Raw genomic sequence first — 22,427 nt, forward strand, 5'->3', positions numbered from 1 at the left:
GCGGTCACCGGCTTTAGCCGGACGCACATCGATATGTATGATTTGAACGACAGGTTCTGATGGTTTCCATCTGTTCCTGTACGAAGGAACAGGAACGGAATGACCGATAACAACGACGACAAGACACTGGGCGTGAAGAAGACCCTTTCCCTCAAACCTACGGGGATGAGCCAGGGTACTGTACGCCAGGATATGGGTCGCGGCCGCACCAAGGCGGTCGTCGTCGAGACGGTAAAGCGTCGCCCGACGAGACCCCAGGACGAAAAGCCGATTACACCCATCGTTACCCCTGTCGCAGCAGCACCGGCTCCCCGCCCGGTCGAGGCAGCAGCAGTGCAGCCGGCTGCTCCGCAGCCGCAGCAACCCGTTGCCGCTGCACCGCAGCCTCGCGTCCAGCAGCCTGCACCGCAGGGTCAGCGTCCAGCCCACCAGGGCCAGCGCCCCCCGCATCAGGGTCAACGCCCAGGCCAGCATGGTCAGCGTCCGGGACAGCCGCAGGGCCAACGCCCGCAGCAGTCCAACCAGCCGAACCGCCAGCAGCAGCGTCCCAACGTACTTCACGATCTTTCCGCAGGAGAGATGGAAGCCCGTCGTCGCGCTTTGATGGAAGCACAGGCCCGCGAAGTCATCGAAGCCAAGCAGCGTGCCGAAGATGAAGCCCGCCGTGCAGTCGAAGAAGAACGCCGCAAGGTCGAGGAAGCTGCCGAGGCTGCCCGTCGTGCAGCCGAGCCTGCGCCAGAGCCAGAACCGGTTGTCGCAGCACCTGCTCCAGTTGTTGCCCGCACTCCTGCAGGACGTCCGCAGGAACAGCAGCCGCAGCCTCCCCGTCCGGGTGCACCCGCTCCCGCCGGCCAGCCTGGAGCCGTACGCGGCCGCCGTGGCAATGAAGAAGAAGAAGATCGTGGCCCAGCCCGTGGTCCGGCTGGCGCACCCGGCCGCGGCCGCGTGACCGCTCCGGCCCCGGCCAAGCCGCCGGCACGTCCGAAGGGCGACGAAGGCCGCCGTCAGGGCAAGCTGACGATCACCGCTGCCAGCACCGACGACGACGGTAACAACCGTGGTCGTTCGATGGCTGCCATGCGCCGCCGCCAGGAAAAGTTCCGCCGCAGCCAGATGCAGGAGACCCGTGAAAAGGTCATCCGCGAAGTGACCCTGCCGGAAACCATCACCATTCAGGAACTGTCGCAGCGTATGTCCGAGCGGGCCGTCGATGTGATCAAGTACCTGATGAAAGAAGGTCAGATGATGAAGCCGGGCGACATCATCGATGCCGACCTCGCAGAACTCATCGCCAGCGAATTCGGCCATACCGTCAAGCGTGTTTCGGAATCCGACGTTGAAGAAGGTATCTTCAACAAGGCCGACGATGCCGGCGAAATGGTTTCGCGTCCTCCGGTCGTCACGATCATGGGTCACGTCGATCACGGCAAGACCTCGCTGCTCGACGCCATCCGTCAGGCGAACGTGGTTTCGGGCGAAGCCGGTGGCATCACCCAGCATATCGGTGCCTATCAGGTCGAACAGAACGGCCAGAAGATCACCTTCATTGATACGCCCGGTCACGCCGCCTTTACGGCAATGCGTGCTCGTGGTGCGCAGGCGACGGATATCGCGATCCTGGTGGTTGCAGCCGACGACAGCGTGATGCCGCAGACGATCGAATCCATCAGCCACGCAAAGGCTGCCGGTGTTCCGATCATCGTGGCGATCAACAAGATCGACAAGCACGAAGCCAATCCGGACAAGGTCCGTCAGCAGCTTCTGCAGCACGAAGTCTTCGTTGAATCCTTGGGTGGTGAAGTGCTCGACGTCGAAGTTTCGGCGAAGAACAAGACCAACCTCGACAAGCTGCTCGAAGCCGTACTGCTGCAGGCCGAAATCCTCGACCTCAAGGCTGACCCGACGCGTACCGCAGAAGGTATCGTGATCGAAGCTCAGCTCGACCGTGGCCGCGGTGCGGTTGCGACCGTGCTCGTCCAGAAGGGTACGCTGAAGCCGGGCCAGATTATCGTTGCCGGCGATCAGTGGGGCCGCGTTCGCGCCCTGGTCACCGACAAGGGCGACCATGTCAAGGAAGCCGGTCCGGCCATGCCGGTCGAAGTGCTCGGCCTGTCGGGTACGCCTGCTGCCGGCGACAAGTTCGCCGTCGTCGAAAACGAAAGCCGTGCCCGCGAGATTTCCGAATATCGCCAGCGGCTTGCCCGTGACAAGGCGGTTGCTCGCCAGACCGGCCAGCGCGGTTCGCTCGAACAGATGATGAGCAAACTGCAGAACACCGGCTACAAGGAATTCCCGCTGCTCATCAAGGGCGACGTGCAGGGTTCCATCGAAGCGATCATCGGCGCTCTCGACAAGCTCGGCACCGACGAAGTGCGGGCACGTATCGTCCATTCGGGCGCCGGCGCCATCACCGAGTCGGATCTTTCGCTGGCCGAATCCTCCGACGCTGCGATCATCGGCTTCAACGTCCGTGCCAATGCACAGGCGCGTCTTGCCGCTGAACGTGCCGGCACCGAAATCCGCTACTACAACATCATCTACGATCTGGTGGATGACGTGAAGGCAGCGATGTCGGGCCTGCTGTCGCCGGAACGTCGCGAAACCTTCCTCGGCAATGCCGAAATCCTGGAAGTGTTCAACATCACCAAGACCGGCAAGGTCGCGGGTTGCCGTGTCGTCGAAGGCAAGGTCGAACGTGGTGCGGGCGTCCGCCTGCTGCGCGACAACGTCGTCATCCACGAAGGCAAGCTCAAGACACTCAAGCGCTTCAAGGACGAAGTCTCGGAAGTGCCTATGGGCCAGGAATGCGGTATGGCCTTCGAGAACTACGAAGACATCCGTGCCGGCGACACGATCGAGTGCTTCCGCGTGGAACATATCACGCGCACGCTTTAAGCTTGACAATTGTCATGTTACGAACCGCCGGGGAGAAATCCCCGGCGGTTTTCGTTTATGTGGAGGTTTGTATGGCTATTTCGTTCGATCTGACCGGCAAGACAGCAATTGTCACCGGCGCCAATACCGGGTTAGGCCAGGCCATTTCAGTGGCGCTCGCCCAGGCCGGCGCCAAGGTCGCGCTGGTCGGCCGCTCGTCGATGGCGGAAACGGAGGCCGCGATCAAGGCCACCGGAGGCGAGAGCCTTGCCATATCGGCCGACCTTTCCACGCTTGAACCAATCGAACGCATCTTCGACGAGACCACTTCATGGTCCGGCGGCGCCGATATTCTGGTCAACAATGCCGGGATCATCCGCCGCGCCGATGCGCTGGATTTCACCGAGGCAGACTGGGACGCGGTGATGGACGTCAACCTGAAGAACGTTTTCTTTCTTTCGCAAGCCTTCGGCCGACGCCTCGTCGCGGCCGACAAAGGCGGAAAGATCGTCAACATCGCCTCGCTCCTATCCTTCCAGGGCGGCATCCGTATCCCGTCCTATACGGCATCGAAGAGCGGACTTGCCGGCCTGACCCGGCTTCTGGCCTGCGAATGGGCGGGCAAAGGCATCAACGTCAACGCTATCGCACCCGGTTATTTCTCGACCAACAATACCGAGGCACTGCGCGATGATCCCGACCGCAATGCTGCCATTCTGGCGCGCATTCCCGCCGGCCATTGGGGTAAACCGGAGGAGCTTGGTGGCGCAGCCGTATTCCTCGCATCATCGGCGTCAGACTATGTTCATGGCACCGTCCTGCCTGTCGATGGCGGATGGCTCGCCCGCTAGTCCCTCATGATCCCCCGTCAAAAGTCAAACCTGCGCCATCATCACTTGGCGCAGGCGAACTTCGGCGTTGCTCATCGTCATGTTTCGATATCATGAAGTTAAAATTGGCTGCTTCACTCAAGATTTATTAGTTGCCATTTGCAGTCATGTTTATTATCGCATAGCAGCAAAGTCTGTTGCTGGCCTCGGGGGCTGGCCTTGACCGAGTGATGTCATGCCGAGCCGGCAAAAATGCCTTTCGGCAATAGTCGGAGTACCGCCTGAAATGTCTGCTTTTGTCCCTGCCGTCGCCGGAAACCGCCGCTTTGGGAAGGTTGCCAAACAGCTCGGGACGACGGCTGCGGCGCTTGCTCTGTTGAGCGCAATAGCGATGGCCCAGACGGCCGAGACCCCTGCTTCGCCGACACCGACCGTTCCACAGGCAGAGAATACGACACAGCAACCGGCTCCACCCTCTTCCGCTGCACCGACCACTGGCCGAACCGCTCCGGCCTTGCCATCTGCGACGGCGCCTGCCCCGGCAGCACCTTCTGCCCCTGCGGAAAGCACAACACCCGCAACGCCTGCCACACCTCCGGCAAGCCAGACCGCTCCTGCAGATCAGGCGCCGGTACAACCTGCCCAGCCTGCAACCCCGACCGATACGGCAGCTCCTGCCGCTCCGCAGCCCGCTCCCGCGTCAACGCCAACCGAGACCAACACCGCTCCTGCCCAGCAGCAGGCGCTGCAGGAAACCGTGACCGATCTCGAGCCGGCCGAAGAGCCGCCGGTCCTGACAATTCCGCATAACCTGTCCCCCTGGGGCATGTTCATGGCGGCGGACTGGGTCGTGAAGAGCGTCATGATCGGACTTGCCATCGCCTCGCTCGCAACATGGACCGTTTGGGTGGTCAAGACACTTGAGCTTGCCGGTGCCCGAGCCCGCGCAGGCCGGATCATCAAGATCATCCGCACCTCCCGCACACTCGCTGAAGCGGTCGATGCCTCTGCCGGACGCGGCGGCCCCGCCGCATACATGCTGCAAGCCGCAGCAGAGGAAATAAAGATGTCTGCGGATGCTCTCGACCATGTCGAAGGCGACGGCGTGAAGGAACGGGTCGGATCCTCCCTGTCGCGCATCGAAGCTTTTGCCGGTCGCCGGATTGCCCGCGGCACCGGAATTCTCGCAACCATCGGCTCGGTCGCTCCTTTCGTCGGCCTGTTCGGCACTGTCTGGGGCATCATGAACTCGTTCATCGGCATCTCCGAGACGCAGACGACCAATCTTGCTGTCGTAGCGCCCGGCATTGCCGAAGCACTGCTGGCGACCGCCATCGGCCTGGTTGCCGCAATTCCGGCGGTGGTGATCTACAACCTCTTCGCCCGCTCGGTGACAGGTTACCGTCAGTTGCTTGCCGATGCCGCCAGCGGTGTCGAGCGGCTGGTGAGCCGCGACCTCGATTTCCGCAAGGTTCCTCCGGGTGGCCGCAAGTCGGCCCCGGTATCTCTCATGGCCGGAGAATAGATCCATGGCCGGCGGTATTCGCGAACATCACGGCGAGGAACTGCAGGAGAACCACGAGATCAACGTGACGCCGTTCATCGACGTCATGCTGGTGCTCCTGATCATCTTCATGGTTGCCGCACCGCTTTCGACAGTCGACGTCAATGTCGATCTGCCGGCATCGAGCGCCAAGCCTGCGCAACGGCCTGAAGAACCTCTCTATCTGACGGTTCAGTCGGATCTGACGCTCAATCTCGGCAATGACCCGGTGGCCCGCGAGCAGCTGGCAGCCAAGCTCGATACGGTCACCGGCGGTAACAAGGAGACGCGGATCTTCCTGCGCGCCGACAAGGCCGTCGATTACGGTCAGTTCATGGAAGTGATGAACCTGCTGCGCAATTCCGGGTATTTGAAGATCGCGCTGGTCGGGCTGGAGACGCTGCCGGGAGCTGCTTCTCCGGCAGCCGAACCCGCAGGTCAGCCTGCAGTACCCGCTCCGGCCACACCGGGAGTATCGCCATGAACCCTGCTGCCCCGTATCGCAACCGGGTCCAGAAGATCGGCGAGATCTCGTTGTGGACCGGCGCCGGAATTCTGGTGTTGAGTGCGCATATCGCGGCGGCGGCTCTTCTTATGCAGGAAGAGCCGACAATGCCGGCTGACAATGCGCCTCCCTCGGCAATCATGATCGAACTCGCTCCGGAACCGGAAGCCGTCATGCCGGAAGAGGAGCAAATTGCTCCCGATACGTCTGATTCGGAAAAGGTGGAAAGCGAGCAGACGCAACCCATCGAAGAAGCTCAGCCTGAGTCGACGCCGGATCCTATCGAACCACCGCCGCCGGAAATCGCGGAGCCTCTGCCGGAACCACCACCGCCGGAACCTGTCGAAGAACCCACACCTCCGGAGCCGGAGATCGCCGAAACTCTGCCCGAACCGCCCCCCGAGCCTATTGAAGAGCCGGAGCCGATCGAAGAACAGGTCATGGCTGCGCTCGACAACGTGGAAGTGCCGCTGCCGACCATGCGCCCGCCGCCACCACCGGAAAAGCCGGAGGTCGCGGAGAAAAAGCCCGAGCCCAAGAAGGAGCCGGTCAAACGCGTGGAACGCCGCAAGCAGCAACAGGCGCAGAAGGAAATGGCGGAGGCAAAAGCAGAAGCCACCCAATCCGATCGTAATGCCGCCAGCCAGACGTCTTCCGGATCGCGCTTTTCGTCGCTCTCCCCGGCCACTTGGAAGTCGCGCGTGCAGTCGCGTTTGGCCCGTAATGCCCGTCGTTGCCCTGGCGGCAATACCGGCACGGCAGCAGTTCGCTTCAACTTCGACAATGGGGGCAACGTGACCAGCGTGTCGCTGCAAAGGTCTTCCGGCGACTCGAATATCGACGACTATATCGTCTCGATCGTCCGCCGCGCTTCCCCCATACCGGCACCGCCTGCAGGCGTACCGAATTTTCTGACGCAAGCACTGACCTGCTCCTGACAAAACGCTATAAGCGGGCTCCCTCGATGTAAACAATCCCGGAAGCCTGCATGCATTTAAGCCTTACCGAAGCCGAGACGCTGGTCCTCGGCATCTTCGAAGACAATGGCGTCCTGCCCTCGGCGGCCGTTTCCGTTGCCCGCGCACTGGTGCAATCGGAAGCCGCCGGCCAGTCCGGTCACGGTTTTCGCCGCGTGCCTGCCTATATAAAACAGGTTCGTACCGGCAAGGTGGACGGCGCTGCCACGCCACAGCTCACGCGGCCCCGCCCTGCAGTTCTTTCCATCGATGCCGCACATGGCTTTGCCTACCCGGCGCTCGACCTCGCCGTTACCGAACTTCCCGCCGTGGCACGCGAACAGGGTATCGCCTTTGCCGCAATCGGCCGCTCACATCATGCCGGTGTTATGGCACTGACAGTGGAGCGTTTTGCCGAACAGGGCCTGATTGCGATGATGTTCGCCAACGTGCCGGCTGCCATGGCCCCCTGGGGTGGCAAAAGCCCGCTCTTCGGCACCAATCCGATCGCCTTTGCAGTCCCTGTCGCCGATGCGGATGCCTTAGTTATCGACCTGGCGCTGTCTAAAGTCGCGCGCGGCAAGGTCATGGAAGCGAACCAGAAGGGAAAAGCCATTCCCGACGACTGGGCTTTCGATATCGATGGAAACCCCACGACCGATGCCGCTGCGGCGCTGAAGGGCACCATGGCGCCCTCCGGCGGCGCAAAGGGCGCCGCACTGGCGCTGATGGTGGAAGTGCTCTCGGCGGGCCTTGCCGGCGCGAATTTCTCCTATGAGGCGAGCTCGCTGTTCGAGGAAAACGGCCCGCCACCGGAGCTTGGCCATACGATCATCGCAATCGACCCGGACGCCGCCAATGGCGGCGGCACGTCGATGCGCATGGCAAGCCTTGCCGAAGAAATGGCAAAGCAGGACGGCGTACGGCTTCCCGGCCGCAGGGGAAGAGGCCTGCGGGCCGATGCGCTTGCGAATGGGATCGAGATCGAGGACGACGTGCTCAAGGCAATCGACGCTCTTCGCTGATCGCGTGATGTGAAACCGCTGCAGCGTCCTTGGTGCGCCTCGCATGAGAGCGCCAAAGGACGCTGCGCATCTCGCCGATTCGGCGCAGACAAGATGCACGATCGCGCAATCACCTGGGTGATGCTGTTTGATTGTATTTAGGGGAAAAGACCTCCAGAAAAGCGAAAAGCCTGGCGCGGGAGGAGGATGCGCCAGGCTTTAAACTTGATCGACAACTGGGAGGAGGAGGATGTTGTCGATCCGTATCGAACGACACTGGGAGGAGGAGTGCGTCGTTCGATGACCAACATATAGGCTGACACAGGTATGTTCGCCAAGCCGGTTGGGCGCATTGCAGCAATGCATTAGGTGCAATGCTGAGCATTTGCCCAATATGCTGATACCGGCTCGTCATCACAGCTATATCGCGGCGGGGAAAGCTGGATTATAGCCAATATCGATTCAAATGCTTGGAAAGGCACGGATATGGCCGAGATACGCTATCACGAAGGAGACCTTCCGGCAGCAGCAGCAGCCCGTTACACCGGCGCGATTGCGATCGATACCGAAACGCTTGGTCTTGTCCCGCGCCGCGACCGCCTATGCGTTGTGCAACTTTCCTCGGGCGATGGCACAGCCGATGTCATTCGCATTGCTGCCGGACAAAACCAAGCGCCAAATCTCGTCGCATTACTGGCTGATTCGTCGCGCCAGAAGATATTCCACTATGGCCGATTCGACATTGCCGTCCTGTTCCATACGTTTGGCGTAACCACTACGCCGGTCTTCTGCACCAAGGTCGCCTCCCGCCTGACCCGAACCTATACCGACCGGCACGGGCTCAAGGACAATCTGAGAGAATTGCTCGAGGTGGACATTTCCAAAGCCCAGCAACAGACCGACTGGGCAGCTGAAAAACTATCCCAGGCACAGCTCGAATATGCGGCATCCGATGTGCTTCATCTGCATGCCTTGCGTGACAAGCTCACCATGCGGCTTATCCGTGACGGCCGAACGGAACTCGCCGCTGCCTGCTTCGAGTTCCTGCCGACCCGTGCCAAGCTCGACCTTCTCGGCTGGGAAGAAACAGATATCTTTGCTCATAGCTGAGCGACGCAGACCCGATTTCCGATCCCAGATGGGCGGCCCGATAATGCCGACATAGTTTCCGTGCCGAAGTCTATGTTCCGTATCAATGGTGAATTAGCCGGCCGTTAACCATTCTCGTTTAACGTCTGTCAATCGGCATCATCTCGCCATGAGGCGCCGCGGCTGCATGGCCGCACAATTTTCAAAAGCATGGCCGAACTGTTCCACCGTCGCAGATAACAGATGGAGCATGCGATGCTGCCACCCGTTCGTGCCGCGTTGAGTTCGAATGCAGAGTACCAGAGCCAGGCGCAGGCAACGATCAGCCGCGCCCGCGTGGATGTGTCGCCGAACTCCGCACAATCGCAGCTGAAGAGTGACGCTACCCTTTCAGGCGCGCGCTTCGATGCCGCCTCGTTGTCGGCCCAGCTCAAGCTGGCGCAAGGCTCCTCGATTTTTGCCGAGACGATCGGCAAACTGCTGAAAACGCCACGCCGTGAAAACGAGACGCTGATCGACTACACGACGCGCCTTGTCGCAGCCGTACAGGCATTGAAGCCGCAGGAAGTCGCGAATGTGGAGCGACTGTTGAACCAGATCGTCAAGGGTATCTCCCTGCGGCTCATGGCAGAAATCCTGAAGGAACCTTCTGGCCCGACCGCTGCCCGGCTTGCCGCCCATATCGAGGCCTCGAACCTTGCGCAGCGCGATCTTGCCGCAAAGACCGTGGTCAGCTTCTACCGGCAGAACGCCAGCACGGAGGTTCCTCCGAATGCCAACACAGCGCGTGTAGCGCAAGGCGGCAACCCGGCGGCTGCGCAAGCGAATTCGGCCGTTCAGACATCTGTTGCCGCAGCCGACGATCAGATTGCCGTTCCCGGCCAGCCAGCGACGAACGATGCTTCGTCGAAGGCTTTGGAGGGACAAAGTCAGCGCTCTGCGAGTTCGCCACTGTCCCCGACATTGGCGGCGAAGCCGGAGCAGTCGGTGCAAGTATCGAAACCCGCGATCAGCCAAATCGCGGTTCCCTCACAGGACACACCAGACCAACCAACTGCCGCGCCGTCGAGCGAGGTGGCAGGAGCGACCAAGGCCACGACGCCTCAAACTACGCAACCGGCTGGGCCACAGCCGAGCTCTGAGCGGGTTGAGAACAATGTCGATAAGACCGCCACAGTCGGCACGATCACCGGTAATCAGGCTCAGATTGAAACCGATGAAGCCGCACGACAGACTGCCACGGCAAAGCCGAATGAGATGCAGGCCTTGGCTCGCTCCGCCGTAGAGATTTTCAAGTTGGAGATGCCGGTTCCCGAGCGGCTGTGGTCGTCGCTTTCCGACCAGACGCTTTTGAAACTGGCAACCTGGCTCGCGACAGTCCTGTCCGAACTCGATGGACCGGAAACCGCGCAGACGCTGCCGCCCTTGCCCACCGCCCAAACGGCAACCAAGGATGGACCCGTCGAGCAACAGCGCGCCGCAGTTGGCCAGAACGCTCAAGTACCGTCCCCCACGTCGCAGGGCACGCAGACACCTGTACAAGCCGGCCCGGTCGACAGGCCGGATAGTGCCCGGCTGGCCGCTGTGGCGGTTTCAAGAGGCGAGACGGCGGAGCAGCAGATGGCCATCATGGCGGCTGCTCTACCGGCTGTGGCGGCACGCGAGGCTTTGCCTTGGCCTTATGTGGCCGCCTACCCTCCTGCAGACGACGAACCCCGACGCGAGCAGCGAAAGACCCATCCGATCGAGGCTATCGAGGACGAGGAACAGGATGGATCGACACAGCAGCAATTCTTCGATGACGAGCAACAGGATAGCGATCCTGAACAGGAAGATGCTCATGGCGAGGAAAAGGCTACGGAAAGCATGACGGTGGCCGAGAAGGCTGCCGGATACACCGCTTCCGAGGCCAACGTCGAAGCGGAAGCTGCCGAAGCGCGCCCGAGCGATCTCTACTGGCGCATGGCCGGCTGGAACTGAGCCTGCAGTCAGGCACGGTTACGCGCCTCACCAAAATTCGAGCATAAAAAAAGCCGCCGGATCTTTCGATCCGGCGGCTTTCTCAATTTGAGGAAACGACGATTACTCGTTGTTGCCGCGGTTCTTCAGGGCTGCGCCCAGGATGTCGCCGAGCGAAGCGCCAGAGTCGGACGAACCGAACTGTGCGACTGCTTCCTTCTCTTCGGCGATTTCCAGCGCCTTGATCGAAAGCATGACCTTGCGGTCCTTCTTGGAGAAGTTGACGACGCGGGCGTCGAGCGTCTGACCTACCGAGAAACGCTCCGGACGCTGATCGTCACGATCACGTGCCAGGTCGTTGCGGCGGATGAAGGAGGTGAGGTCTTCGTGGGCAACGAGCTTCACTTCGATACCACCGTCGTTGACGGCGATGACTTCAGCCGAGACGACAGCGTTCTTGCGCAGTTCGCCGGACGTTGCGGCATCGCCGACAGCATCCTTGCCGAGCTGCTTGATGCCGAGCGAGATACGCTCCTTCTCGACGTCAACATCGAGAACGACAGCCTTGACGACGTCGCCCTTGTTGAACTCTTCGATGACCTGTTCGCCCGGACGGTTCCAGTCCAGATCGGACAGGTGAACCATGCCGTCGACATCGCCTTCGAGGCCGATGAACAGGCCGAATTCGGTCTTGTTCTTGACTTCGCCTTCGACTTCAGTGCCGGCCGGATGCGTGAAGGCGAATGCCTGCCACGGGTTTTCCAGCGTCTGCTTGAGGCCGAGCGAAATACGGCGCTTGGACGGGTCGACTTCGAGAACGACAACGTCGACATCCTGCGTCGTGGACAGGATCTTGCCGGGATGTACGTTCTTCTTGGTCCAGGACATTTCGGAGATGTGGATCAGGCCTTCGATGCCCGGCTCCAGCTCTACGAATGCACCGTAGTCCGTGATGTTGGTGACGGTACCGGAGATCTTCTTGCCGATCGGGTACTTGGCCGCAATGCCATCCCACGGATCCGACTCGAGCTGCTTCATGCCGAGCGAGATACGGTGGGTTTCCTGGTTGATGCGGATGATCTGAACCTTGACCTGCTGGCCAATGGACAGGATTTCCGACGGATGGTTGACGCGGCGCCAAGCCATATCGGTGACGTGCAGCAGGCCGTCGATGCCGCCGAGGTCAACGAACGCACCGTAATCGGTGATGTTCTTGACGACGCCGTCAACAACCTGGCCTTCTTCGAGGTTCTGAACGATTTCAGAACGCTGCTCGGCGCGGGACTCTTCAAGCACGGTACGACGCGAAACAACGATGTTGCCGCGACGCTTGTCCATCTTGAGGATTTCGAAGGGCTGCGGGTTGTGCATGAGCGGGGTGACGTCGCGGATCGGACGGATGTCGACCTGCGAACGTGGCAGGAAGGCAACGGCGCCATCGAGATCGACGGTGAAGCCGCCCTTGACCTGGTTGAAGATAACGCCTTCAACGCGCTCGCCAGCTTCGAACTTGGCTTCGAGCTTGACCCAGCTTTCTTCGCGGCGAGCCTTCTCGCGCGACAGCACAGCTTCGCCGAGAGCATTTTCGATGCGCTCGACATAGACTTCGACTTCGTCGCCGACCTTCAGCGAACCGTCTTTGCCCTTGGCGCCGAATTCCTTCAGTGCGATGCGACCTTCGACCTTGAGGCCGACGTCAACAACCGCCATGTCCTTTTCGATCGCCGTTACCAGACCTTTGGTAACGTAGCCTTCGGCCAGATCGTTGGATGCGAAGGATTCCTCGAGAAGAGCTGCAAAGTCTTCGCGCGTGGGGTTAGTTACTGCCATGAAATCTCCTGATCGTGTCCGGCAAGGACACGAATGCGTCGGTGGTTCGTGTTAAACACGCCCGAAGTCCAGGCCCGCCTCTCTCAACGGTTGTTCCGTGGGAGGCAATCCGACGCTGGGACTGAACTGCGGGTATCAAAAACGAAACGCCGGATAACCGGCAATTCGTCAATTCTTCTTCAGAGCGGCATCGATGAACGATTTCGCGGCCTGAAACGCCGCCTCTATACTCATTTCCGACGTATCAAGCAAGTGCGCGTCGTCGGCAGGCTTCAAAGGGCTGTCGGCGCGGCCCATATCGCGCTCGTCGCGCTTCTTCACGTCGGCAAAGATGTCCGCATATTCGGCGACACCACCCCTGCCGACGATCTCGTCATAGCGGCGTTTTGCCCGCACATCCGCTGAGGCCGTAACGTAAAGTTTCACCGGCGCGTCGGGGCAAACCACCGTGCCGATATCGCGGCCATCAAGAACGGTGCCGGGCTGGCGCTTCGAAAATGCCCGCTGCGCCTCGACCAGCGCGCGCCGGACCTTGGGCATGACGGCGATCTTCGATGCCGCCTCGCCGATCGCATGGGCGGACAGGATATCGCGATCGAGCCCTGCCAGCTCAACCTCGCGCGCCATCGTTTCGGCTACGGCCTCATCATCCAGCGCCAGGCCGGCATCGAGCAGCGCCTTGGCCGTGGCCCGATAGGTCAGGCCGGTGTCGAGGTGATGAAAACCGTATGCATCGGCAATCTGCCGCGACAGCGTGCCTTTGCCCGCCGCCGCAGGCCCGTCGATAGCGATGACGAAGCCCATCAGGCCAACTCACTGCCAACCAGGTCGATCTTCGCGCCGAGACCGGTCATCAGGTCCATGAATTCCGGAAAGCTCGTGGCAATGATCGAGGCATCGTCGACCGTGACCGGATGTTCGGATGCCAGTCCGAGCACCAGGAAGCTCATGGCGATGCGGTGATCGAGATGGGTGACGACGGCTGCCCCAGCGGCATTGCCGTAACCCTTGCCGCCCGGCCGACCGCGAACGGTGAGCGTTTCCTTGCCTTCGTCGCAATCCACACCGTTCAGTTTCAAGCCATCGGCGACCGCGGAAAGACGATCAGATTCCTTCACCCGCAGTTCTTCCAGGCCAAGCATGGTCGTCGTGCCGGAAGCGTAGGCGGCGGCGACAGCGAGAACCGGATATTCGTCGATCATCGACGGCGCGCGATCGGCCGGCACGGTAACGCCCTTCAGCTCCGAATATCTTACACGCAGGTCTGCGACATCCTCGCCGCCGGCAAGCCGGGCATTCAGCACTTCTATATCCGCGCCCATTTCCTGCAGCGTCAGGATCAGGCCGGTACGCGTCGGGTTCATCAGCACGTTGAGGATGGTCACGTCGGAACCCGGCGTCAGCAGCGCCGCCACCAGCGGGAAGGCGGTCGAGGACGGATCACCCGGCACATCGATGACCTGGCCCTTGAGCTGACCGCGGCCGACAAGGCGAATGGTGCGGACGCCATCAGCATCGGTTTCGACGGAGAGATCGGCGCCAAAGCCCTGCAGCATCTTTTCGGTATGATCGCGGGTCATGACCGGCTCGATGACGGTCGTGATACCGGGCGTATTGAGACCGGCCAGAAGCACCGCCGACTTGACCTGCGCAGAGGCCATAGGCACGCGATAGGTGATCGGGTTCGGCGTTTTGGGGCCACGCAGCGTTACCGGCAGACGGTCTCCGTCATGCGAGGTGACCTGTACGCCCATCTCGCGCAGCGGGTTCAGAACGCGGCCCATCGGGCGCTTGGTGAGCGACGCGTCACCGATGAAGGTGCTGTCGAAATCATAAACGCCGACAAGGCCCATGGTCAGGCGGCAGCCGGTGCCGGCATTGCCGAAATCGAGCGGCGCTTCGGGTGCGAGCAGCGCGCCGTTGCCGGTGCCCTGAATGATCCATTCTGCGCCGACCTTTTCGATCTTCGCGCCCATGGCGCGCATCGCCTTGCCGGTATTGATGACATCCTCGCCTTCAAGCAGGCCGGTGATGCGGGTTTCGCCGGACGCAAGACCGCCGAACATAAAGGAACGATGCGAAATCGACTTGTCGCCGGGTATCCGGATCGTCCCTTTGAGAGCTTCCGACCGTGCCGATTTCGCCGGCTTCAACGCGGTACCATGCGACATTGAGTATCCCTATTCCTCAAGCGTTCCTGAATTTTGCGCCGTCGTTATCACAAAGCGTTTTGGCGGTCATCCGGTTGTTGGCCCCACCTGTCCAAGAAAGCCCGGAAAGTTTGGCTTTGACATGAAGTCCTGTTGGCCTTATGGGGTCCGGCTTAGATTTTTCACCCTTTCATCCATCGCTGCGAGAGTGGCGCGCCGATCTGATCGGCCGGCTTATGAGGCTTAACAGTGGCAAAAGCGGAACTCGGAACAAAACGTACCGACCCCGATACCGGAAAGAAGTTCTACGACCTGAACCGTGATCCGGTCGTTTCCCCCTATAGCGGCAAGTCCTGGCCGATGTCTTTCTTCGCTGAGAACAGCGCTGCGATAAAGATGGAGCAGGCTGCGGAAGACGAGGACGACGTCAAGGAAGTCGACAGCGAGAGCCAGGAGGCCGAAGTCGTATCGCTCGAAGACGCCGACAGCGAAGCCAGTGGCGACGACATCCCGGATATCGGTGATGACGAAGACGTCGATATCGGCGATGACGACGACGACACCTTCCTCGAGCAGGAAGATGAAGACGACGACGACATGACAGGCATCATTGGTGTCGGCGGCGACGACGACGAACAGTAATTCAAGCTAACGCCCGGCAATTTCAGAAAAATTGCCGGGCGTTCGAATTTTCGGCTTGCACTTTGAAAAATCACGAAGTAATAAGCCGCCACCCCGGAGCAAACGATGCTTCGGAGTTTCCCAGGACCGGAAAAATACCGGACCACCCTGATGGGGCTATAGCTCAGCTGGGAGAGCGCTTGCATGGCATGCAAGAGGTCAGCGGTTCGATCCCGCTTAGCTCCACCAATCTTCCCAGACTACGTATCCAAATCAGACATGCGTGAAAACGCGATTACCTGCCACACAGGCATGATCTATCCTGCGCCGTGCCAGGGCAGTATTGCGCAGGCGGGTGGATGCTGTCTTGAGCTGCGGCTTCGAGCGGAATGACCCGATAAGTGCGGGTTCGTTCAAGGCGGCCTGATCGCGATAATATTCCTGATGTGCAATTGCCTTCTGGCGGATCACTAGACCGATCAGGACGGCAGACAGGGAAAGAACGGCGAGCAGTGTAATTGCTGTTATCATGACGTTTCCTCTGCCTTGATAACGCAGAGGGTGGCATAAGGTTCGCTTTCCAGGTCAAAGCCTGAATGCCCGCATCGTTGATGTCCGTTATCTGATGGGCATTCAGGCGGCCGTGCCGTTTATGCGATCGCCCGATCGTTCGCGTCGAAGCGATGAATGGAGGCCTTGTCCGGCGTTGCGAAGACGATGTCGTCAGCGGCATAACGATGTTCGCCGAACAGGCGTACGGTCACCAGATCCGCCGTCTCGGTTTCGAGATAGAGGATGGTATCGGCACCGAGATGTTCGGCATGGATGACCTTGCCCTTCCAGTCGCCGCTTTCGCGCGAGAGCGCGATATGTTCAGGCCGGATGCCGATAGTTTTTACCGCCCCCTGGGCTCCGGCTTCACCGAGCTTCTCGGCAGGAATGAAATTCATCTGCGGCGAGCCGATGAAACCGGCGACGAAGATGTTGGCAGGTTTGTTGTAGAGATCCATCGGCGAGCCGATCTGCTCGATTGCGCCGGCATTGAGCACGACGATCTTGTCGGCAAGTGTCATCGCCTCGACCTGGTCATGCGTGACGTAGATCATCGTCGCCTTCAGGCGCCGGTGCAGGCGGGCGATCTCGAGCCTTGTCTGGACACGCAATGCGGCATCCAGATTGGACAGCGGCTCGTCGAAAAGAAACAGGCTCGGCTCCCGCACGATGGCACGGCCGATCGCGACGCGCTGCCGCTGGCCACCGGAAAGCTCTGCCGGGCGGCGGGCGAGATAGGGATCGAGCGACAGCATCGACGAGGCTTTCGCCACGCGCTGCTCGATCTCAGGCTTGGGCGTGCCGGCCTGCTTGAGACCAAGCCCCATATTGTCCTTCACCGTCAGATGTGGATAAAGCGCGTAGGACTGGAAGACCATGGCGATGCCGCGTTTGGCGGGTGGCACGGTCGCCACTTCCTGACCATCGATGCGGATCGAACCGGAACTTGCATCCTCGAGACCGGCGATGACCCGCAGCAGCGTGGACTTGCCGCAACCGGACGGTCCGACGAAGATGACGAATTCGCCTTCCTTGACGTCGAGATCGATGCCCTTGAGCACCTCATGGTCGCCAAAGGCCTTGCGGATGGATGACAGTTGCAGCGAACCCAAGAGCTTAATTCCTTTAAAGATAGACCGGCTTGCCGATACGGGCACTTTCGTCCGCCGCAAGGCATATGCGCAGCGATTGCACCGCGTCGTCCATATGTCGTGTGAGATCGATATTTTCGATGACGGCCTTCAGCATATAGGCCTGTTCCAGATCGCAGAGCTGCTGATGGCCCGGCTCACCCGCCATCTTCATGTCCTCGTCGGGCGACAGGAATTTTCCGTCCGGACCGGTTTCGGCGCTGTGCAGGCGGATGACCGAGGTTTTCGTATGAGTGTCGATATCGTCCGATTTCGCATTCGGATCCATGACGATCGACACCGAGCCTTTTGGCGACATCACATCCTTCACGAAGAAAGCGGTTTCCGAGATCATCGGTCCCCAGCCGGCCTCGTACCAGCCGACGGATTTATCGTCGAAAATCACCTGAAGATGGCCGTAATTATACATATCCGGTGCGATCTCGTCGGAGAGGCGCAGGCCCATGCCGCGAACCTCGACGGGCCTGGCATCGGTGATCTGGCACATGACATCGACATAATGCACGCCGCAATCGACGATTGGCGGTGTCGTGTTCATCAGCGCCTTGTGCACATCCCAGGTCGGGCCGGAGGACTGCTGGTTGAGGTTCATGCGGAAAACGTAAGGCGGGCCGAGCTTTCGTGCTTCCTCGATCAGCCGGATCCAGGACGGGTGATGGCGCAGGATATAACCGATCACCAGCTTCTTGCCTGCAGCCTTCGCGGCTGCCACGACGCGTTCGGCATCAGCGACCGTGGTCGCCAGAGGCTTTTCGACGAAGACATGGCAGCCGGCCTCGAAAGCGGCAACGGCATAATCCGCATGGCTGTCGGAATAGGTGCAGATCGCGCAGAGATCCGGCTTCAGCTCGGAGAGCGCGGTCAGAAAATCCGGGTGGATCTCGTACTCCGACAGCGCCGGATCGAGTTTTGGCGTCGAACGGTTGACCAGGCCGACGATCTCGAAGCCCGGATCGTTGTGATAGGCGAGCGCATGACTGCGGCCCATATTGCCAAGGCCGGCGATGAGGACGCGGATCGGCTTCTGCTCACTCATTTGACCGCCCCAGAGGTGATGCCGCGGATCAACTGGCGTGAGAAGATGACGTAGAGAACCAGAACAGGCAGGATGGCGAGCGACAGCGCCGAAAGAACCGCATTCCAGTTGGTGACGAACTGGCCGATGAACATCTGAGCACCCAAAGTCACCGTCTTGGTCGCCTCGCCCGGTGCGAGGATCAGCGGGAACCACAGGTCATTCCAGATCGGGATCATGGTGAAGACGGCAACCGTTGCCATGGCCGGCCGCACCAGCGGCAGGACGAGGCGGAAGAATATCGCATATTCGGACAGCCCGTCGATCCGCCCGGCATTTTTCAGATCATCGGACACGGTGCGCATGAATTCCGACAGGATGAAGATCGCCAGCGGCAGTCCTTGCGCCGTATAGACCAGCACCAGCGCCGTCAGCGTATTGACGAGGCCGGCGGCGACCATGCCCTGCAGGATGGCGACGGTGCCCAATCGGATCGGGATCATGATGCCCAGCGCCAGATAGAGCCCCATCAGCAGGTTACCGCGAAACCGGTATTCCGACAGTGCGAAGGCCGCCATGGCGCCGAACAGCAGCACGAAAGCGATAGAGACGACGGTGACGATCATGCTGTTCTGAAAATAGCCGAAGAAATCCCCCTGTTTTAGAACCGTCTCGTAACCGACAAGGCTGAAAGTCGAGGGCGTCGGGATCGCCATCGGATCGCGGAAGATGGCGTTGCGGCTCTTGAACGAATTGACCAGCGTCAGGAACACCGGAAACAGCGCGATCAGGGTGTAGCTGATCAGCGCCAGATGGATCAGTCCGGTGCGCAGATACGACGTGCGGGCCTTGGCCATTTGGTGCGCCTCCTCAGAACTGGTAGCGGCGGATGCGCCGCTGGATGACGAAGAGATACAGCGAAACGCCGGCGAGAATGATCAGGAACATCACGGTGGCGATCGTCGCGCCCATGGAGCGGTCGCCCATCTGGTTCTGGAAACCGAAAAAGGTGCGATAGAGAAGCGTGCCGAGAATATCGGTAGAGCCATCCGGCCCCGCGAGCGCGCCCTGCACAGTATAGACGAGGTCGAAGGCGTTGAAATTGCCGACGAAGGTGAGGATCGAGATAATGCCTATCGAAGGCAGGATCAGGGGCAGCTTGATCTTCCAGAACTGGCTCCAGCCGGTAATGCCATCGCATTCAGCTGCCTCCAGCACCTCCTCGGGAATGTTCAGGAGGGCGGCATAGATCAGCATCATCGGGATGCCGACATATTGCCAGACCGAGATCAGCGACACGGTGATCAGCGCGCTTTCCGGCCTGCCGAGCCACGGGGCGAATGCCCATTTCAGCCCGACCAGATCCATCATGCTGGGTGCGATGCCCCAGATCGGCGACAGGATCAGCTTCCAGATAAAACCGACAATGACGAAAGACAGAAGTGTGGGCACGAAAATGGCTGTGCGGTAAAAAGTTGCGAACCTGAGCTTTGGCACCGACAGCATGGCGGCAAGCGCGACCCCGATCGGGTTCTGCACCAGCATATGGATGACGAAGAAGATCAGGTTGTTCCAGAGCGCGTTCCAGAAGTTGGCTGCAAGCCGCGGATCGGAAAACAGGGTGATGAAATTGCTGAGGCCAACGAAGACGGTTTGGTTATCGACCAGATTGTAGAGCGACAGCCGTAGGGTCTCGATCAACGGCAGGATCATGACTGCCGTGTAGACAAGAAACGCCGGTGCCAGGAACACAAGAATGTGCCAGCGAGCGGGCCGCTTGATCGGAGCGATCTCAGGATCGGCAGTGTCGATGTCGCTCATGGGTCGGTCCTGGGTGTTATTTTGTAATTTCTTGGCTTTTTGGCTTCTTGGGTGCGGCCAACCCTCATCCGGCTGCCGCCACCTTCTCCCCGCCAGCGGGGAGAAGGAATATGCCGCGACCTCTCGCCCCATCGCAACGTTGCGTGATGAACGTCCCCTCTCCCAGTTTACGGGGAGAGGGTCAGAGGCACTTCAGCCTGTCGAAGCAGCCAAAGGCTGTCACTTCGCCGGCTTGTACCAGCTGTCGAGGCCCTTCTGGGTCTCGGCTGCCGCCTGTTCCGGCGTCTCGCTGCCATTGATGACATTGGCCGAGACGCGCCACATTTCCAGATCGAGGTTCGGCTGGCCGCGGCCGACGATTGCCGCGCTTGGGCGGATGGTCGGCTTGCAGTTCTGCCGCCAGGAGACGAATTCCTGGGCCAGCGGATCTTCCATCTTCACCGCCGTCGAATTCAGGCTGAAGAAGCCCGGCAGCGAATTGGCGTAAAGCGTGGCGAATTCCGGAGAAGCGACCCAGGCCAGGAATTTCTTCGCGGCTTCCGGGTTCTTACCCTTGGCATTCAAACCGATGCCGATGTCGTTATGGTCGGAAATGTAGCAGGTATCGCCGGCCTTCTTCACCGGCGGCGGGAAGGCGCCCATTTCGAAATCAGCCTGCGCCTTGAACGGCGCGATTTCCCAGGAACCGGCAGGATAGATCGCGGCACGGCCGAGCGTGAACAGGTTCTGGCTGTCCGGATAGGTCTGGGCTTCGAAACCGTCGCCGAGATAAGGCTTCCACTTGGCGAGCGTCTTGTAGGGCTCGACCCAGTCGGCATCGGTCAGCTTCTGGGTGCCTGCAATCAGCGCCTTGCGGCCTTCCTCGCCCTTCCAGTCGTTGGGACCGATATTGTAATAGCCCATGGTGGCGGCTTCCCACTGGTCCTTGGTGCCCATGGCCAGAGGGATGTAGTTGCCGTCCGCCTTGATCTTGTCCAGAAGCGCGAAGAACTCATCCTCGGTCTTCGGCACTTCGACCTTCAGCTCTTCAAACGCCTTCTTGTTGTAGATGAAGCCGTGGATGACCGATGCCATCGGCACGCAGAAGGTCGTTTTGCCGTCGTCGGTGGTCCAGGCGGACTTGGCCGTGTCGGAAAAGTTCTTGATTCCGTCCAAATCGTTCAGCGGCGCCAACTGGCCCTTCTGGAACATGGCAAGCGACAGGTCGAACGGGCGGCAGGTGATGAGATCGCCTGCGGTGCCGGCTTCCAGCTTGGCGTTGACGGCGGAATTGTATTCGGTCGGCGCCATCGGTGCGAAGGTCACCTTGATGCCGGGGTTCTTCGCTTCGAAGGCCGGGATCAGCTTTTCCTGCCAGATCGACAGGTCGTCATTGCGCCAGCTTTCGATCGTCAGCGATGCGTCCTGCGCCAGAACCGCGCCTGCCGGAGCAAACATGGTCGTGGCAAGAAGCATGCCTTTCAATAGACGGGTCATGATGTTCTCCCTTATTGGTTAGCGCTTGGCAGCGCGTTTCACGGTATTTTCCGTCATGTTCAGTTCCGTCAGTGCTTTCCTCAACACTTGGCCGGAACGATCCAGCAAATCTCTTGCGGCAGCCGCATCCGCGGCACCGGCGGCCAGCAGCACGGCGACTTTTACCGATCCATCCGCCTGACCAAACCATTCGCGGGCTTCATCAAAGCCGATGCCGGCAATCTCGGCCACCATTGCGGCAGCGCGGATGCGCAGTTTCTCATTATCGGCACGCAGATTGACCATATGGCCGTCATGCACATGACCGAGCTTGATGGCCGCGAGCGTGGACAGCATGTTGAAGGCAAGTTTCTGGGCCGTGCCGGCACCCATGCGCGTTGAACCTGCCACCACTTCGGGCGGAGTTTCGAGCAGAACGGACACATCTGCGCCTTCAAACAGTTGCGCCCCCGGATTGTTGGCGAGCGCTACGACCTTTGCGCCACGGCCGCGGGCGATTTCGACAATTTTCAACACATATGGGGTAGAGCCGCTTGCGGAGACGGCAAGCACGCAATCACCTTTCGCGATGACGGAAGCGTCTTTTTCGGCAAGCACCACATCGTCTTCCGGAGCGCCTTCCATGTCGGAAAGGCTGGATACGCCACCGGCAAGCAGAAGCGCGATCTGCTCTCGGGCAATGCCGTAGGTTCCGGGCAGTTCGAGCGCATCGGCCATTGCCATCAGACCGGAACTGCCGGCGCCGACATACACAAGCTTGCGACCTGCCCGTATCGATGCGGCAACCAGTTCCGCTGCCTCAGCCAAAGCCGGGATCGCAGCATCCACCGCACGGGCCGCGTCCTGCTGGCCTGATGCCAGAAGCACAAGAATGTCCTTCGGCGCCCTCGTGTCGAGGCCGTCCGCTTTTCCATGCCTGGCTTCGGTGGCTTTTTGGCTCATCCGTTTCTCCCTCTAGTTAAAATGATGCCAAAAAAATACCAATTGTCCAGCGGGAAATTAATGATTGTTACCAGGTCCGGCCATGCCAGCGCTCCAATCAGCTAAAACA

General features: G+C 60.3%; 19 protein-coding genes and 1 tRNA gene. 10 read left to right on the top strand and 10 right to left on the bottom strand.

From position 1 onward, the window contains the following. Positions 1-99: 99 nt before the first annotated feature. The 8 genes from infB to FHP24_RS10405 all read left to right on the top strand — a co-directional run bounded on the left by infB (position 100) and on the right by FHP24_RS10405 (position 10,781). The gene (gene infB / locus FHP24_RS10370) at positions 100-2,895 is read left to right on the top strand and encodes a translation initiation factor IF-2 (protein WP_139675961.1); all 2,796 of its coding nucleotides are present in this window, start codon (positions 100-102) and stop codon (positions 2,893-2,895) included. A 71-nt stretch (positions 2,896-2,966) separates the two neighbouring features. After that, positions 2,967-3,725 (top strand): 2-dehydro-3-deoxy-D-gluconate 5-dehydrogenase KduD, encoded by a 759-nt coding sequence (kduD, locus tag FHP24_RS10375; protein ID WP_139675962.1) that lies wholly within the window; start codon positions 2,967-2,969, stop codon positions 3,723-3,725. A gap of 265 nt (positions 3,726-3,990) precedes the next feature. Beyond that, positions 3,991-5,229: a tonB-system energizer ExbB gene (gene exbB, locus FHP24_RS10380; RefSeq protein WP_246091649.1), complete on the top strand. Its 1,239-nt coding sequence runs from the start codon at positions 3,991-3,993 to the stop codon at positions 5,227-5,229. A gap of 4 nt (positions 5,230-5,233) precedes the next feature. Beyond that, positions 5,234-5,731 (top strand): TonB system transport protein ExbD, encoded by a 498-nt coding sequence (gene exbD, locus FHP24_RS10385; RefSeq protein WP_139675963.1) that lies wholly within the window; start codon positions 5,234-5,236, stop codon positions 5,729-5,731. Further along, positions 5,728-6,690: a cell envelope integrity protein TolA gene (locus FHP24_RS10390; RefSeq protein ID WP_139675964.1), complete on the top strand. Its 963-nt coding sequence runs from the start codon at positions 5,728-5,730 to the stop codon at positions 6,688-6,690. Before exbD ends, FHP24_RS10390 begins: the two co-directional genes overlap by 4 nt. A 50-nt stretch (positions 6,691-6,740) precedes the next feature. Next, on the top strand, positions 6,741-7,733 hold the full coding sequence (locus tag FHP24_RS10395) for an Ldh family oxidoreductase (RefSeq protein ID WP_139675965.1): 993 nt from the start codon (positions 6,741-6,743) through the stop codon (positions 7,731-7,733). A gap of 465 nt (positions 7,734-8,198) precedes the next feature. Continuing rightward, on the top strand, positions 8,199-8,822 hold the full coding sequence (locus tag FHP24_RS10400; RefSeq protein WP_139675966.1) for a ribonuclease D: 624 nt from the start codon (positions 8,199-8,201) through the stop codon (positions 8,820-8,822). A gap of 234 nt (positions 8,823-9,056) precedes the next feature. Further along, the gene (locus FHP24_RS10405) at positions 9,057-10,781 is read left to right on the top strand and encodes a hypothetical protein (protein WP_139675967.1); all 1,725 of its coding nucleotides are present in this window, start codon (positions 9,057-9,059) and stop codon (positions 10,779-10,781) included. 102 nt (positions 10,782-10,883) lie between these two features. On the opposite strand, the gene rpsA is transcribed toward FHP24_RS10405, so the two are convergent. The 3 genes from rpsA to aroA form a co-directional block, all read right to left on the bottom strand. Further along, positions 10,884-12,590 (bottom strand): 30S ribosomal protein S1, encoded by a 1,707-nt coding sequence (rpsA, locus tag FHP24_RS10410; protein WP_139675968.1) that lies wholly within the window; start codon positions 12,588-12,590, stop codon positions 10,884-10,886. A gap of 168 nt (positions 12,591-12,758) precedes the next feature. Continuing rightward, a complete protein-coding gene (gene cmk, locus FHP24_RS10415; protein WP_139675969.1) occupies positions 12,759-13,394 on the bottom strand; it encodes a (d)CMP kinase in 636 nt (211 codons plus the stop codon). Continuing rightward, a complete protein-coding gene (aroA, locus tag FHP24_RS10420; RefSeq protein WP_139675970.1) occupies positions 13,394-14,761 on the bottom strand; it encodes a 3-phosphoshikimate 1-carboxyvinyltransferase in 1,368 nt (455 codons plus the stop codon). Before aroA ends, cmk begins: the two co-directional genes overlap by 1 nt. Before the next feature lie 228 nt (positions 14,762-14,989). Between aroA and FHP24_RS10425 the strand changes: the two genes are divergently transcribed. Together FHP24_RS10425 and FHP24_RS10430 are read left to right on the top strand one after the other, a co-directional pair. Beyond that, the gene (locus tag FHP24_RS10425; protein WP_139675971.1) at positions 14,990-15,382 is read left to right on the top strand and encodes a TIGR02300 family protein; all 393 of its coding nucleotides are present in this window, start codon (positions 14,990-14,992) and stop codon (positions 15,380-15,382) included. Positions 15,383-15,534: 152 nt separating this feature from the next. Beyond that, positions 15,535-15,610, top strand: a tRNA-Ala gene (locus tag FHP24_RS10430). 24 nt (positions 15,611-15,634) lie between these two features. Here FHP24_RS10430 and FHP24_RS10435 read toward each other — a convergent pair. The 7 genes from FHP24_RS10435 to FHP24_RS10465 form a co-directional block, all read right to left on the bottom strand. Continuing rightward, on the bottom strand, positions 15,635-15,892 hold the full coding sequence (locus tag FHP24_RS10435; RefSeq protein ID WP_139675972.1) for a hypothetical protein: 258 nt from the start codon (positions 15,890-15,892) through the stop codon (positions 15,635-15,637). Positions 15,893-16,011: 119 nt separating this feature from the next. Continuing rightward, positions 16,012-17,025 (bottom strand): ABC transporter ATP-binding protein, encoded by a 1,014-nt coding sequence (locus tag FHP24_RS10440; RefSeq protein ID WP_139675973.1) that lies wholly within the window; start codon positions 17,023-17,025, stop codon positions 16,012-16,014. Positions 17,026-17,038: 13 nt separating this feature from the next. Further along, positions 17,039-18,100, bottom strand: a complete 1,062-nt coding sequence (locus tag FHP24_RS10445; protein ID WP_139675974.1) for a Gfo/Idh/MocA family protein — start codon at positions 18,098-18,100, stop codon at positions 17,039-17,041. Continuing rightward, positions 18,097-18,936: a carbohydrate ABC transporter permease gene (locus FHP24_RS10450; protein WP_139675975.1), complete on the bottom strand. Its 840-nt coding sequence runs from the start codon at positions 18,934-18,936 to the stop codon at positions 18,097-18,099. The genes FHP24_RS10445 and FHP24_RS10450 overlap by 4 nt, the downstream gene beginning before the upstream one ends. Positions 18,937-18,949: 13 nt before the next feature. Continuing rightward, positions 18,950-19,900 (bottom strand): carbohydrate ABC transporter permease, encoded by a 951-nt coding sequence (locus FHP24_RS10455; RefSeq protein WP_139675976.1) that lies wholly within the window; start codon positions 19,898-19,900, stop codon positions 18,950-18,952. Between the two features lie 219 nt (positions 19,901-20,119). Then, on the bottom strand, positions 20,120-21,376 hold the full coding sequence (locus FHP24_RS10460) for an ABC transporter substrate-binding protein (RefSeq protein WP_139675977.1): 1,257 nt from the start codon (positions 21,374-21,376) through the stop codon (positions 20,120-20,122). 18 nt (positions 21,377-21,394) lie between these two features. Further along, positions 21,395-22,318, bottom strand: a complete 924-nt coding sequence (locus FHP24_RS10465; protein ID WP_139675978.1) for an N-acetylmuramic acid 6-phosphate etherase — start codon at positions 22,316-22,318, stop codon at positions 21,395-21,397. Between the last annotated feature and the right edge of the window lie 109 nt (positions 22,319-22,427).

It is taken from the genome of Aliirhizobium smilacinae (genome assembly GCF_006335145.1).
Classification (GTDB): domain Bacteria; phylum Pseudomonadota; class Alphaproteobacteria; order Rhizobiales; family Rhizobiaceae; genus Neorhizobium; species Neorhizobium smilacinae.

Bases quoted from the DNA above. Each gene is read 5' to 3' on its own strand.
- aroA (WP_139675970.1), bottom strand. From the start codon at position 14,761: ATGTCGCATGGTACCGCGTTGAAGCCGGCGAAATCGGCACGGTCGGAA.
- FHP24_RS10445 (WP_139675974.1), bottom strand. From the start codon at position 18,100: ATGAGTGAGCAGAAGCCGATCCGCGTCCTCATCGCCGGCCTTGGCAAT.
- exbD (WP_139675963.1), top strand. From the start codon at position 5,234: ATGGCCGGCGGTATTCGCGAACATCACGGCGAGGAACTGCAGGAGAAC.
- infB (WP_139675961.1), top strand. From the start codon at position 100: ATGACCGATAACAACGACGACAAGACACTGGGCGTGAAGAAGACCCTT.
- FHP24_RS10395 (WP_139675965.1), top strand. From the start codon at position 6,741: ATGCATTTAAGCCTTACCGAAGCCGAGACGCTGGTCCTCGGCATCTTC.
- cmk (WP_139675969.1), bottom strand. From the start codon at position 13,394: ATGGGCTTCGTCATCGCTATCGACGGGCCTGCGGCGGCGGGCAAAGGC.
- exbB (WP_246091649.1), top strand. From the start codon at position 3,991: ATGTCTGCTTTTGTCCCTGCCGTCGCCGGAAACCGCCGCTTTGGGAAG.
- FHP24_RS10465 (WP_139675978.1), bottom strand. From the start codon at position 22,318: ATGAGCCAAAAAGCCACCGAAGCCAGGCATGGAAAAGCGGACGGCCTC.
- rpsA (WP_139675968.1), bottom strand. From the start codon at position 12,590: ATGGCAGTAACTAACCCCACGCGCGAAGACTTTGCAGCTCTTCTCGAG.
- FHP24_RS10450 (WP_139675975.1), bottom strand. From the start codon at position 18,936: ATGGCCAAGGCCCGCACGTCGTATCTGCGCACCGGACTGATCCATCTG.
- FHP24_RS10405 (WP_139675967.1), top strand. From the start codon at position 9,057: ATGCTGCCACCCGTTCGTGCCGCGTTGAGTTCGAATGCAGAGTACCAG.
- FHP24_RS10455 (WP_139675976.1), bottom strand. From the start codon at position 19,900: ATGAGCGACATCGACACTGCCGATCCTGAGATCGCTCCGATCAAGCGG.
- FHP24_RS10460 (WP_139675977.1), bottom strand. From the start codon at position 21,376: ATGACCCGTCTATTGAAAGGCATGCTTCTTGCCACGACCATGTTTGCT.
- FHP24_RS10435 (WP_139675972.1), bottom strand. From the start codon at position 15,892: ATGATAACAGCAATTACACTGCTCGCCGTTCTTTCCCTGTCTGCCGTC.
- FHP24_RS10390 (WP_139675964.1), top strand. From the start codon at position 5,728: ATGAACCCTGCTGCCCCGTATCGCAACCGGGTCCAGAAGATCGGCGAG.
- kduD (WP_139675962.1), top strand. From the start codon at position 2,967: ATGGCTATTTCGTTCGATCTGACCGGCAAGACAGCAATTGTCACCGGC.
- FHP24_RS10400 (WP_139675966.1), top strand. From the start codon at position 8,199: ATGGCCGAGATACGCTATCACGAAGGAGACCTTCCGGCAGCAGCAGCA.